A 13,260-nucleotide genomic window follows, 5' to 3' on the forward strand; every position below is an offset into this window, starting at 1 on the left:
AGGAGTCCGATCACGATGCCTCACAACATCATTGCCCCGCCTCGCCTCTGGGGTCAGCCAGCTTCGGGGCCCCGCGCCCGGCAACGGCGCACGGCAGGGCTCACTGCCGCCCTTGCGACGGGACTGATGCTCGCTGCCGCCCCGCCCGCGCACGCCGACACGGTCACCACCACCATCCCAGTCGGAGATTCGCCGTTCGGGGTGGCAATCACCCCCGACGGCGCCCGCGCCTACGTCACCAACTTCGCCGACGACACGGTGTCGGTGATCGACACCACCACCAACACCGTCACCACCACCGTCGACGACAGCAACGACCCGTACGGGGTGGCAATCACCCCCGACGGCATCCGCGTCTACGTCACCAACTTCGCCGACGACACGGTGTCGGTGATCGACACCGCCACCAACACCATCACCACCACCATCGGCGTCGGTGACGGCCCGGCCGGGGTGGCGATCACCCCCGACGGCGCCCGCGCCTACGTAGTCAACAGCACCGACGGATCGGTGTCGGTGATCGACACCACCACCAACACCACCATCACCACCACCACCGACGTCGGTGCCAACCCGCCCGGGGTGGCAATCACCCCCGACGGCACCCGCGCCTACGTCACGAACTTCGACGGCGGCCCGGTATCGGTGATCGACACCGCCACCAACACCATCACCACCACCATCGGCGTCGGAGGCGCTCCGTTCGGAGTGGCGATCACTCCCGATGGCACCCGCGCTTACGTCACCAACTTCGCCGACGACACGGTGTCGGTGATCGACACCGCCACCAACACCATCACCACCACCATCGGCGCCGGTGACGGCCCGGCCGGGGTCGCGATCACCCCCGATGGCACCAGCGCCTACGTAGTCAACAACGTCGACGGATCGGTGTCGGTGATCGACACCACCACCAATACCATTGCCACCACCACAGACGTCGGTGCCGACCCGGCCGGCGTGGCGATCACCCCCGGCGGCACCCACGCCTACGTCACCAACTCCGGCAGCGACACGGTGTCCGTGATCGCGATCGAGCAGGCACCGACCCTGACCGGCACACCCCCGGCCGGTGCCGTCGGGCAGCCCTACGAGTACGCGCTCACCCTCACCGGGCAGCCCTCCCCCACTACCACCGTCACCTTGGGCACCCTGCCCGGCGGGATGACTCTCAGTGCAGACGGTGTTCTGTCCGGCACCCCCACCACCGCCGGACCGTTCGCGTTCATCGTCACAGCCACCAACGGCGCCGGTGCCGACGCCTACTTGCCCGTCGTCCTCGACATCACCGAGACGCCGCCCACTGGGTCTTTGGGATCCCTCGGGTCGTTGGGGTGGGCCGGGTCTTCGGGGGTGGTCGGCTCCTCAGGGTCGTAAATCCTGACACGGCGAAGGCGCCCCGCCCGGAGAGGGTGGGCGCCTTTGTGCGCAGGGTAGGGCGCAGAACAGTACGCATGGTTTGATCCCGGTATGAACCGGACATTTGGAATGCACTGCACCACCACAATTGGAATCCTCGCCATATGCGCAGTCGGGCTCACCGCCTGCGCCAGCACCGACACCGACACCGACACCGATGGCAATTCGATCTCCATCACGGAGGCCGCGGCAGTCCCTCGCCCTGCCACCTACACGCTGCGCGAGATCGGCGACTACGGATACACGGCGACCGTCACCACCGCCGACACCGACTCGATCGACGCGGCCTGGACTATGATTCGCGGTCAACTTCTCGACACCAAACCCGACGGCGGGTACTTCGTCAACTTCACGTGCGCCGACCCAGCACCCGGCAAGAATCCCCTCCTGGGCACCGCCAAGGTCGCGGTCGGATCGCTCGGCGCCGCGCAGACCGGGATCGATTCCGGCACGGGCTGGATCGACTACGTGCCAGGCGCCCGCTGCGGCGAGGACCCCGGCTACCGGTCCCAGGTCGATCGCAACGCTCCCCTCGACGCCGATGCGGTCAACGACCTCTGCCGCGAATTCATCGAGGAGAAGTACGTCGTCCAGCAGCTACCCGTCGACATCGCCAACGAACGCACCGAGGAGAGCTCCGACGGCAGGTGGACGGCCACCGGAACCTCCCAGGGCGCAAGCAAATACGGAACCGAAACCGCGACGGTCACCTACACCTGCACCGTCTCCAAGACCACCGGCACACTGTCCAGCAACGTCGAGTTCACCCGGTAGCAGTGGTCATCGCGGGTCGACGCCAGGTGGGGTGATCGTCCTGGGCAGCAGCCATTTGATGATGAGGGATTGACAACTGTCCGAAACAGATATCAGATGAGCCGGAGCGTTGCTTCGACCCGAAGAGCGGTCGTGGGTTGATTGTTGGCCGGGTGGCGTTGCGCATGCATTTCCCTGTCGTGCGCCACCACCTACTGAGGAGTGGGGTGTTGCCGACGCACGACTTGCAGGACTTGGCCGATCGCCTGGCGGCGCGGTTGCAACGATCCGTCACGGTCACCGACCCGGAGATTCGAATCCTCGCCACTAGCGCTCACTACGGAGACGAGGACGAGGCTCGGGTTCGGGCTGTGTTGGCTCGGGTGGCGCTACCCGAGGTCTATCGACACATCCATTCCTTTGGGGTCCGAGATTGGCGTGAACCCGGTACCGTTGCTGCCGCACCGGAGTTGGGCTTCGAGCAACGATTCGTGATCCCGATCCGGCAAGGACGAACCCTGCTGGCCCTGCTCATGATTATCGATCGGGCCGAGAGCGGCCTCACCGACGTCGAACTTGATGCCGCGATGCAAACGGCTCGAGCGATGGTCGGCATTCTCGATCGCAATCAAGCAGACCAGAGGCGGTGCCGCGAGCAACGGTCCAAACTTCTCTCCGACCTTCTCAGTGATCACGACGCCGCCCGGGAGCATGCTCGCTCCCAAGCCGCCCACATCATGGGCGGTCCCGTCGAACAGGCCGTGGTCATGACGATGAAGATCAGGAGCCCCGGGCTTTGCGGCGCTGAGGTTGGCCTCGAGGTCGATGCCGGACTGGCAAACGCGGGGCTGAGGGAGGGCGCTCGACTGGCGCACCTGTACCAGGACGGAATTGCGACGATTTGCTCAGTCACCGAACACCCCTCGAGCATGGAGGGCATTCGTGAGCAAGGCAGGCGCATCCTTGAGTCGGTGAGCTCACTTGTCAGCGAGAGATCTTGCTGCACACTGGGATTGTGCGATACCCCGGCACCGCTGAGCATGATGCGCACGGCGCGGAAGAAATCACGACTGGCCGCCGAGGCTGCAACGCTGCTCCCCCAGTTCCGGCCGTTCGCGACGTACTCCGATCTCGGGGTGTTTTCCGTCCTCTTGCGGCTACAGCGCGAGGATCTCGAAGAGGTAGTTCCGTCAAATCTGCGCCGACTTCTCGAGGACGACTCTCACGGTGTTCTCGGCGAGACACTGACGTTGTACCTAGCCTCGGGCGGATCGATACCTGTTACCGCCCAACGCCTTAGGTTGCACCGGACGTCACTCTACTACCGCCTGAACCAGATTGAGATGCAGCTCGAGATGAGCCTCCACGATGGCGAGGTACGCCAAGTTCTCCACCTCGGACTCAAAGCGATGGAACTGCTCGACGCGTACACCCGCCTACAAGACAGGTGAGCTGGACGACTGCCTCATCGATCCCACAGCCTGGATGCGAACAGCTCGACCAGGGCATTGCTACGAACCGTGAAAGTCGCTGTCTCATCTCGCGACAAACCGCGGTTGTACGCTCCGCCACTCGCGCCGACGATTGCAGTTAGGCATCCGAGACAGGTTGCGACTACGACATCGAGCCGCCGAAAAGGAGAGACGTCATGACCGAGACGGCGGAGCGCCAATCCATCTACCAACCCGAGCAACAGGGGCTGAAGTTCCCCGAGCTACCAAAGTTCAAATATGTGGAGGAAGAGCGCAAGCATCGAAAGGAACGTCTCGCGGCGGCGTGCCGCGCGTTCGACAAGTTCGGCTTCAGTTACGGAACCGGCGGCCACCTTACGGTCCGCGACCCGGAAAGCCCCAACCTCTATTGGACGAATCCATTCGCCGTGCCGTTCGCGCACGTCAAAGTGTCGAACCTGATCCTCGTCGATCACGGCGGCAGGGTCGTAGAAGGTGACTACGCTGCGAACCGGGCTGGCTTCGTCCTGCACTCGGCAATCCATGAGGCGAATCCCGACATCGTGGCATCGTGCCATGCCCACACGGTTCACGGGGCGGCCTGGGCCGCCATGGGGCGGCTGCTACCACCGAATACTCAAGATGTCTGTGTGTTCTTCGAGCACCACGCGGTCATCGAGGAAGAAGCCGGCGCGATCGTCGTCGAAGTCGATGCGGGAAAGGCTGTCGGTTCGAGGTTCGGGAACAACAAAGCCGTCATCCACCAAAACCACGGGTTGTTTTCTGCCGGAACGCACAGCATCGACGAAGCGGCCTGGTGGTTCATCGCCCTCGAGCACGCCTGCCGGGTACAGCTGTTGATCGAGGCATCGGCAACTCCGCCGAAACCGGTCTCACCGGAGGCGGCGCGGCACACCCGCCGCCACTTCGGCACCCCGTATATGGGGTGGCTCAATTTTCAACCCATCTACGAGAGCCTTGTCCACGAGCAGCCAGACCTGTTGACCTGATGGGCATTCCCGTACTGAACCCGCGACCGCCCCAGTTCCTCTCGACCGAGAGGCCTCCTACGAGTTTGGTCCGCAAGTTGGAACCCTTGCGAAAGTGAAACTAGACTTCATTTCTGAAATTGGACTACAGTTTCGTTCATGGAGTCCCTACTCGACAGCGAGGGCGACCGGCGACGGCGGCGCACGCGCACATCGGTGCTCGATGCGGCAGAAGTCCTGTTCACCGAACGCGGATACCGCGAAACCTCGGTAGAGGACCTCGCGAAGGCCGCGGACGTTGCGGTGACCTCGGTCTATGGCAACTTCCCCGGCGGCAAGGCGGAGGTCTACGCGGTACTGGGATGCCGGACCGCGCGCGATCATGCGGCCCGGATGTCCGATGTCGTCGACGCCGCGCCGGACGGCGCGGCCGCTGCCCGCGCTGCGCTGATCGAGTACATCCGGTTCCACCGGGACTACCCACTGGCCTTCCGACTGCTCGGCTTGACCGACATCGCCGACACCGCATCGAGGGGTAAATCGAGCGGGGCCGACGTAGCCAGGCGGGCGCGGGCAGAGGTCGCTGTCCGACTCGGTGGTGTGGTCGACCACGTCGTGCGGCGGGTATCGGGAACTCCGGCCGACGAGGCCGACGTCCGGACGGATGTACTGCTTGCATGGGCAACCGTGAACGGCGTTCTGAGCCTGCTTCAACAGAACCTGATCGACGCGAAGACAGCCGACGACCTGCTGGCCGCGGCCGTCGAAACCTCCCTGTCCCGCCTGACCCAAACCGATAGGAGCGGCAATGCAACCCGGTGAGAAGACCCGCGGCGAGCGAGTCCGCCTCGGCGCCCGCGCACTGCTGAACGCGACGCTCGAAGTCCCGCGAGCAACGCTCGGCCCCCGCGTCGGCACCGATCGACCGCTCACGAGCGCGCCTGACACGCCCGTCTGCGCCGAGGCCGACGAGCTGGCGAAGCAGACGCTCACGCCCATCATCTACGAGCACAGTCGACGCTGCTGGCAATGGGCTTGTGCGCTGGCCGAGATCGACGAGATCACCCCTGACGCGGAAGCACTGTTCGTCGCCTGCATGCTCCACGACATCGAACTCGGGACTACCGAACCCGGCGTCGGGTGCTTCGTCACCGCCAGCGGCGCGGTCGCCGCTGGGCTCTGTCGTGATGCCGGACGCCCCGAACTGGCTGATCTGGTCGAGCCCGCCATCCTCCGGCACTTCGACCCCACCCCCGGCCCGGCGCCCGAGCAACGTGCACTCCACGACGCAGCGCACCTCGACGTCGTCGGATACCGGCTCCGCGAACTCACCCGAACCTTCGTCACCCGCGTGCTCGATGCCCATCCACGCAACGGGTTCCAGCAGGAATTTCTCGCAGCCATGCGGACCGAAGCACGACTGCGGCCCCGTTCGGTCGCCGCCACCATGTACCGGTCGGGGCTCGCACTGCCGCTACGCCTCAACCCGCTGGATGGGCGCGGTCCACAAGGCTGATGCCGCCGGAAGACCGCGACTCACGCGGTGTTCATGCGGAGGCGGACTTACTCAGCCGGGCTCGTCGCGGACGTCGTCGGGTGACTTGTCCTCACGCAATCCCCGCCAACTCGGGTGCCGGAGCCGGCCGGTATCGGTGCGGTCCCGGAACCGGACCTCACCAACGATCTTCGGTGTCACCCAAACGGTCTCGCGTCCGCTGACCGCGGGTACGTCACCGATGAAGGGACTGGTCCTGCGTTCGAGCGGCGCCAGCACCGCGCCTACCCGGTCGAGTTCGCGCTCACTGAACCCGGCGCCGACGCGGCCGATGTAGCGCAGGCCGTCGTCGTCGGGAACCCCGAGCAGCAACGAGCCGAACCGCCCGCCTCGTGCGCCGCGTCCACGGACCCACCCACCGATGACGGCCTCCTGGGTGTGCCAGTTCTTCGTCTTGATCCACGCCGATCCCCGCCTGCCGGGTAGATAGATCGAGTCACGGCGCTTTGCGACGACACCCTCGAGGTCGCGGCTGCGCTCGACGACGTCTTCGATCGAGCCCGTCAGCTGCGGTGGGACGACGAGCCCGTCCACCGCCGCCGCAAGCGCGTCGAGGACCTGTCGACGGTCGTCGTAACGCTTGCGTACCAACGACACACCGTCCAAATACAGGATGTCGAACGCCCAGAACACTGGTGCTCCCCCAGCCTGCAGGCCGGTGAAACTCGTGTGGCCGGCATCGTCAAGGCTGACGACCTCACCGTCGAGCACCACCCGGTGCCCGTCGAGCGTGGCCGCCAAGGCCTGCAACGCCGGGTACCGGTCGGTCACATCGTTGCCGGCGCGGCCTCGCAGGGTGATCTTCTCGCCGTCGAACTCGACGATCAGCCGGACTCCGTCCCACTTCCCCTCGAAGGCCCACTCGGCGGGATCGAGACCGTCGATACTTCCGCCGGTGGCGAGCATCGGCCGCAGCGCGCGCGGCAGGTCCCCGACGTCTCCGCCGTCCTTCATCCGGTGCATCAGCCACTGGTCGCCACCGGTCCGGATGAGCGCGAACTGCCCCTCGACGCGTTGACCGTACAGACGGACGATCACCTCGTCGTCGAGCCACTTGACCGGTTCGTAAGTGCCTGCGTCCCAGATGCTCACGGTTCCGCCGCCGTACTCGCCCTTGGGTATCGACCCCGAGAACGTCGCATACTCGAGGGGATGGTCCTCGGTCTGCACGGCCAGTCGGTTCTCCTTGGGAGAGGTCGGAACACCACGCGGCACAGCCCACGAAACCATGACGCCGTCACGTTCGAGCCGGAAGTCGTAGTGCAGACGCCTGGCGTGGTGTTCCTGGATCACGAACGAATTACCTTCACCTCCTTCGGCTTCCGTTCGCGGCATCGGCTCCGGAGTGCGCGCAGGATCACGCTTGCGCCGGTACTCGGTCAGGGCGTCCATCTTCGCGTCCAGATCGGCGAGCAGGTCACCGATGCGCCGGTAGCGTTCCAGGACCTCGTCGAACCTCAGATGACGCAGCAGCGGATCCTCGAGTTCCTCCCACGTGCGGGGCGCGGCGACCGTGGGCGCGGCTCGGCCGCGCAGCGAGTAGGGCGCGATCGTGGTTTTGGCGGGATTGTTCTGGCTCCAGTCCAGGAAGATTTTTCGGTCCCGCACCGACTTCGACATCGTCGCCGTCACGAGATCCGGATGCAGTTGTTCGAGACTGGTGGCGACCTTGCGCGCCACGGTCGATGCACCGCCGGGGGCGAGCGTACGGTCGAGCGGCACGTAGACGTGAATCCCCTTGCTACCACTCGTGACCGGGTATGCGGTCCACCCGAGTGTCGCGACGAGATCCCGCACCGCGATTGCCACCCGTGCACACTCGGGCAGGCCGGCGCCCTCGCCGGGGTCCAGGTCGAAGACCAGCCGGGTTACCGGCCCCGGCTCTCCATCGACGAATCGCCATTGCGGGACATGCACTTCCAGCGCGGCCTGCTGTCCGATCCAGGCGAGGGCGGCCGTCGAGTCGATGATGGGATAGCGGACGGTGCGGTCCTTGTGGTGAACGGCGTGGCTGGTGAGCCACTTCGGTGCAGACGCTGCGAGGTTCTTCTCGAAGAATGACGGCGCGTCCACCCCGTTCGGCCAACGCTTGCGGGTGACAGGACGGTCGACGACGTGCGGAAGCATGGCGGGTGCGATCGCCGTGTAGTAGTCGATCACCTCGCCCTTGGTCGTACCCGTGGCCGGGTACAGCACCTTGTCCAACCTGCTCACAGCCACCCGACGGCCGTCGATCGTCCGTGTGGGCATGCGAGCACCTCCCCTGGACCGACACGCTGTACGCACATTGTGCGCCGTCGACTGCCCAACAGCACGGAACTGAGCTATTACAGACCTCCAGGGCTCGCAGCGCGTACTCCAGCGCCGCGGTGGTGGGCTGCAGGTGTTCGACGAGGCGCGTCCGTCGCAGTGCCGGTCGGATCAGCTTTGCGCGCTCAGCGGCTTCGATGTGTGACGCTTGCGCAACTCGGGCTTGTCCACTTTGCCGACGGGGTTCCGCGGCAGGCTGTCAGCGTCGACGAGATACACCTTCGTGGGCACCCTGGTTCGCGGCACCCGTTCGGCGGCGTGGGCGAGCAGTTCTCCTTCGGTGACCACGCTGTCGGGGTAGGTCACGACGTAGGCGACGGGGACCTCCCCGAAAATCTGGTGCTCGGCGCCGATCACGGCGGCCTCCACCACCGCGGGATGGGAGGCGAGAGCCTTCTCGATTTCCTTGGGGTACACGTACTCTCCGCCCCGAACGATCATGTCTTTCATACGATCGAGGACCGTGAGATAGCCGTCGTTGTCGAATCGTCCCACGTCGCCGGTGTGGAGCCAGCCGTCGACCACCATGCGGGCTGTTTCCTCCGGACGCCCCACGTATCCGGGCATCACGTTCGGTCCCTTGATGAGCACCTCACCGGTTCCGCCGATGGGCAGATGTTCTCCGGACGGCCCGGCAATGGCAACCTGCTGGCCGGGCATCGGCGGCCCGACGGTCCCGATCTTGCGCACGCCGTCGACCGGGTTGCACGCCGAGGCGCAGGTGCCCTCGGTTAGCCCGTAGCCCTCGACTACGGTCAGGCCGAACCGCCTCTCCACCCGATCCAAGAGTTCCTTCGAGATCGGAGCAGCGCCGCATATCCCGAACCGCAACGACGACGTGTCGGCTGCAGTGTCGGCGGGCAGAGCCGCCAGAAGTGCATAGATCGCGGGGACGGCAGAAAAGTAGGTCGGACGCAGGCGGCTGACGTCGTCCAGGAAGCGCTCCGGTGAGAACTGGCCGGTGATGGTCAGTTGTCCGCCCGCCAGTATCGGTGCGAGGAAGCTGATGACTATCGCGTTGGCATGGAAGAGCGGCAGGATCAGCAAGCAGTGATCATTCTCGGTCACTCGCAAATGGCTCCGAACGGAATCGGCCATGAACTGTAGGTTCGCGTGGGTCAACTGGACGCCCTTCGGGTGGCCCGTCGAACCCGATGTGTAGATCAGCATGGCCAAGTCAGCCCCGACCGGCGCCTCGCCCCAGGTCCGATCCGGAGATGGGGTGGTCGCCATCTCGCCTACCGAGATGGCCGGCCGCCCGCCGTCGGGTGCCTGCGGTCCTTCGTTGACCACAAGCATCACGCCGGCATCGTCGATCTGGTACTGGACCTCCGAAGCACTGAACGCCGGGTTGATCGGAGTCGGAATCGCGCCGATGCGCCAGGCGGCATTCAACGCAATCAGGAGCTCGGCACGGTTGGGCAACATCACGCCTACGACGTCACCGGCACCGACACCTCGGTCCGCCAAAGTTTCGGCGAATGCGAGCGCACGATCGGCGAACTGGCTATACGACAATTCGACATGGTCGTCGCGGACACACGGATTGTCGGGACGTTCCGCGGCTCGGTCCCACGCGAAGTAGTTGACATCCGACACAACATCACCCTTCCGTAGTGTCTCGGACACAACGGTGCCGATCACCACACTAAAGGGGTCTTGGCCGAGTCGAAACAGTCCGCGGGCTCAACTTTCGAAAACCGTTTGTCCCGACGTCACATGTGTCGCCTGGTCGTGCTCCGAGTCAGGCGGTGGCGCGACTGCGCATCGCGTCGACGAAGACACCGGGAATCTCGGCGGGTGTGCGCGCGATGTGGCTGGTTCCGCCGGTCACGGCCGAGATCTGCTGCAAAACCTCTGCGTCTGCGTCGTCGGTAATGCCGATCGTGACAATGATGACCGGACGTGCGGGGTCTTGTTCCTTCTCCAACCTGTCGAGCAATTCGTCGAGCGAGATGCTCGATGGATCCTCGTTGGAGCCGTCGGTGAAGAGAATGACACTGTTGATCGCGGCGGGGTCGTAGCTCTCCTTGACCTTGCGGAAAGCCGCGAGCGTCGTGTCATACAGCCCGGTGCCACCGTTGACGAGTGTGGGCAGCTCGCGCACGGCATCGGTGAGTCGCTCCCGGTGGCTGACGCCGTTCCTCTTCTCGTCCAGACGGCGGATGGGCACAAGTTCCTTGTAGTCCTGCCCGTCCTCACCGAGCCCGATCGAGAACGCCCACAGACCGAGTTGGGCGTTGTCCGGGAACAACGTCGCCCCGGTCTCGCTTGCCTGGACCGTCAAAGCGATCCGTGTCTCCGTGCCGGCTGTCTCGGACATCGATCCCGAGACGTCCTCGACCACGAGTGCTCGTGACGGCAGCGCGAGCACGGCGTACCGCTTCAGCAACTGCGACGCCGCCTCCGGATCCGTCACCGTCAACACTGCGATCTCCCCGACTCCCCGACCGGCGTCGAGCGGAGCGCGATCCGGCCCCCGGAAGCCACCCGCCGACAGTGCTGTTTGCCCGGCGTCGGAGCGCATCACCTCAGCCAGCGCGACACCGGCCTCCTTCGCCTCGTCCTGACGGGAGTCCGGCGCGGTCACCACCATCGGGTAGTCGAGGAACACGGCCCCCGTGTTCGGTGCGGTGACCGTCAACCCTGCCGACTGGTCCCCCTGGTTCTCGGCTACATGCTGTTCCGTCGCGATCGCGGTGCCGCCGTCCGACACGACGGCCTCGAGACGCTTCGCGGCGTCGGCGTCGAGCATGTTGGCGGCCTGCGTCTGCGCGAGTGGGACCAGCGCCCCATTGACCGAGTCGGCGGGGATCTGGCCCGTGTCCGCCTCGGCTAGTGCGCCGACGATCGGCCCGCTCGAGACGCTGCTCGAGAGCGGGTCGCCGGTCCGCAGCCCCTGAACCTGCAGCGCACTCACCCAGTTCGCAAAGAACGGCATCTCGCCGTCGCGTGCCGCGATCACGATCGGCGTAGTAGCGACCGACGGGGTCGCGAAGTCGAACTGGGTGCCCGACACGCCGCCCGCACGGGCGACCCACTGTGTGGAATCCGGAATCCACAGCTCAGGGCCATCCTCACGGCCCGGAGTTCCGAGGGCGTCGACTCCGGACGCGGCCTGGATCGAGAAGCTGCGGCAGCCGAGGTCCTCTGCCGAGGTTCCGCTGGTGACTTCGCTGAGAACGGGAGCGATCGAGGGATCCGCGGCCACTGTGTAGTCGCTCACCGACTCGCACTTCTTGCCGACCAGGCCGCCGACTATGGCGAAGCCTCCGACGCCGACGACGACCGCAATGGCCAGGCCTACCGTCGTGTACTTGACGACGGGCGGGACCGATTTCGACCGTGGGGCACTGTGGCGACCGGCCATGGACTTAGAGACCTCCGTGGTAAGCGCGAGGCGGCGATGCGCGTGTTGCGCGGGTTCCGCCGATCAGATGTGGACGGTGACGAGCACCTTCGACTTGGGCACCGATGGTAGCCAATCCCGAGAGTGACGTGCACAACAGTGCCCTACAGAGGTAGCCACCGAGGCCACCGAGGCCACCAGCGCGGTCCACAGTGCCGCGCTCACGGCGTCGCCGCTCCGGCGCAGGTGTCCGCGATCGGCGCACCCGCGAACCGCCCCGCAACCCAGTCGATCGCGCCCGGCAGGGCACGCGAGTCGGCGTGGGCGTCATTGGCGCGGTACCGCAGCTCGATCGTGTCACCGAGAGCGCACGCACGGTCGACAGCGTCGACGGTCCAGTCCGGCTGGATGAGCACGTCACGGCCGGAGACCACCACCAGCATCGGCGCCGTGGCCGGTCGTTGTGGCAGCGCGTCCTGCGTGAGCCACTTGCGCATTCTCTCGACGTCGGCGTTGCTGTTCGGGGCTGTGTCGGCGGGGGTGAGGCTCAGTGCGATGGCCACCTTCTCGGGCACGAGGTCGCGCGTACACGTACGGAGCACGTCGCGATTCTCGAGGAGCGGGCCGTGGATGTAGTTGCTCTCGTCGAGATCGGGGTGCGCCACCGCCAGCCCGTCGAGCAACATCGGCAGGAACATCTGTTGCGGAACGTCGAGGACCGGCGGTCCGTCGGCCACGACCGGGCTGAGGTCCGCGGGCGGGGACAGGCTCGCGGCCCCGACGAAGTCGAGGCCGTCACCGTACGCCGCGGCCTGCTCAGCGGCCGCCCACGACGCCTGCCCGCCCTGCGACTCCCCGATCGCCGCCCACCGCGGGGAAGTGTCCGGAACGAGGAACCGGGCCGCCCGAACCGCGTCGATCAGGTTGTACGCGGCGGTGATCGGCTCCAGGTAAGGGTGCGGACCCGGGTTGCCCAGCCCCTGGTAGTCGGTGACGGTGACGACGAATCCGCGGGCCAGCAGGTCTCGGACGAGTCCGGCCGACCCCAACAGGTCGGGGGCACGCGAGGGCGCACACTCGTCGATCAGACCAGTCGTCGGATGCCCGACGGTCACCACGGGCCAGCCGTCGGGCGGAGGCTGCCCGGGCGGGGCGAACACCGTACCCGACACCTCGGTTCCGCGGCCGTCGATCCCGGACGTGGACCGGTACAGGATCCGCTGCCCCGACAGCCCGGTGCCGACGAACGGCTCAGCGGATGTGACGAGGCCGCGCTCGGCAGGGCTGAGAGCGGGGACTGCCAGCTCGTTCGCGGTGCCGGCGGCGGTCGCGGGCACCAACTCCGGTGCCGTCGTCGCGCAGCCGACGGCAGTCGCGGCGCAGACGAGCAGGGTGAGCGCCGTCCGGGTCAGGGTCATTGCTCCGATTGTGCCC

11 protein-coding genes are annotated in these 13,260 nt (G+C 66.1%); 6 read left to right on the top strand and 5 right to left on the bottom strand.

What is annotated here, in order from left to right; all coding sequences use genetic code 11:
• Nucleotides 1–15 precede the first annotated feature (15 nt).
• A complete protein-coding gene (locus EGT50_RS09975) occupies nucleotides 16–1,377 on the top strand; it encodes a YncE family protein (RefSeq protein WP_235870668.1) in 1,362 nt (453 codons plus the stop codon).
• Between the two features lie 93 nt (nucleotides 1,378–1,470).
• Nucleotides 1,471–2,193: a hypothetical protein gene (locus EGT50_RS09980; protein ID WP_127953711.1), complete on the top strand. Its 723-nt coding sequence runs from the start codon at nucleotides 1,471–1,473 to the stop codon at nucleotides 2,191–2,193.
• A 368-nt stretch (nucleotides 2,194–2,561) separates the two neighbouring features.
• On the opposite strand, the gene EGT50_RS17030 is transcribed toward EGT50_RS09980, so the two are convergent.
• A complete protein-coding gene (locus EGT50_RS17030; RefSeq protein ID WP_164873380.1) occupies nucleotides 2,562–2,867 on the bottom strand; it encodes a hypothetical protein in 306 nt (101 codons plus the stop codon).
• 72 nt (nucleotides 2,868–2,939) lie between these two features.
• On the opposite strand from EGT50_RS17030, the gene EGT50_RS17035 reads away from it, so the two are divergent.
• From EGT50_RS17035 to EGT50_RS10000, 4 genes are all read left to right on the top strand, one after another.
• Nucleotides 2,940–3,623, top strand: coding sequence for a PucR family transcriptional regulator (locus EGT50_RS17035; RefSeq protein ID WP_164873381.1), 684 nt, complete (start codon nucleotides 2,940–2,942; stop codon nucleotides 3,621–3,623).
• Between the two features lie 197 nt (nucleotides 3,624–3,820).
• Nucleotides 3,821–4,633: a class II aldolase/adducin family protein gene (locus EGT50_RS09990; protein ID WP_127953717.1), complete on the top strand. Its 813-nt coding sequence runs from the start codon at nucleotides 3,821–3,823 to the stop codon at nucleotides 4,631–4,633.
• Nucleotides 4,634–4,771: 138 nt separating this feature from the next.
• A complete protein-coding gene (locus tag EGT50_RS09995) occupies nucleotides 4,772–5,434 on the top strand; it encodes a TetR/AcrR family transcriptional regulator (RefSeq protein ID WP_235870670.1) in 663 nt (220 codons plus the stop codon).
• On the top strand, nucleotides 5,421–6,128 hold the full coding sequence (locus EGT50_RS10000; RefSeq protein WP_127953720.1) for an HD domain-containing protein: 708 nt from the start codon (nucleotides 5,421–5,423) through the stop codon (nucleotides 6,126–6,128). The genes EGT50_RS09995 and EGT50_RS10000 overlap by 14 nt, the downstream gene beginning before the upstream one ends.
• A gap of 51 nt (nucleotides 6,129–6,179) precedes the next feature.
• Here the strand turns inward: EGT50_RS10000 and EGT50_RS10005 are convergent, their stop codons facing one another.
• From EGT50_RS10005 to EGT50_RS10020, 4 genes are all read right to left on the bottom strand, one after another.
• The gene (locus EGT50_RS10005) at nucleotides 6,180–8,417 is read right to left on the bottom strand and encodes an ATP-dependent DNA ligase (protein ID WP_127953724.1); all 2,238 of its coding nucleotides are present in this window, start codon (nucleotides 8,415–8,417) and stop codon (nucleotides 6,180–6,182) included.
• Nucleotides 8,418–8,588: 171 nt separating this feature from the next.
• Complete coding sequence (locus EGT50_RS10010) at nucleotides 8,589–10,076, bottom strand: class I adenylate-forming enzyme family protein (RefSeq protein ID WP_127953727.1); 1,488 nt, start codon at nucleotides 10,074–10,076, stop codon at nucleotides 8,589–8,591.
• A gap of 145 nt (nucleotides 10,077–10,221) precedes the next feature.
• Nucleotides 10,222–11,847, bottom strand: a complete 1,626-nt coding sequence (locus EGT50_RS10015; protein WP_127953730.1) for a substrate-binding domain-containing protein — start codon at nucleotides 11,845–11,847, stop codon at nucleotides 10,222–10,224.
• A gap of 200 nt (nucleotides 11,848–12,047) precedes the next feature.
• Nucleotides 12,048–13,244, bottom strand: coding sequence for a lipase family protein (locus EGT50_RS10020; protein ID WP_127953735.1), 1,197 nt, complete (start codon nucleotides 13,242–13,244; stop codon nucleotides 12,048–12,050).
• Nucleotides 13,245–13,260 lie beyond the last annotated feature (16 nt).

Source organism: Rhodococcus xishaensis (assembly GCF_004011825.1).
Taxonomy (GTDB): domain Bacteria; phylum Actinomycetota; class Actinomycetes; order Mycobacteriales; family Mycobacteriaceae; genus Prescottella; species Prescottella xishaensis.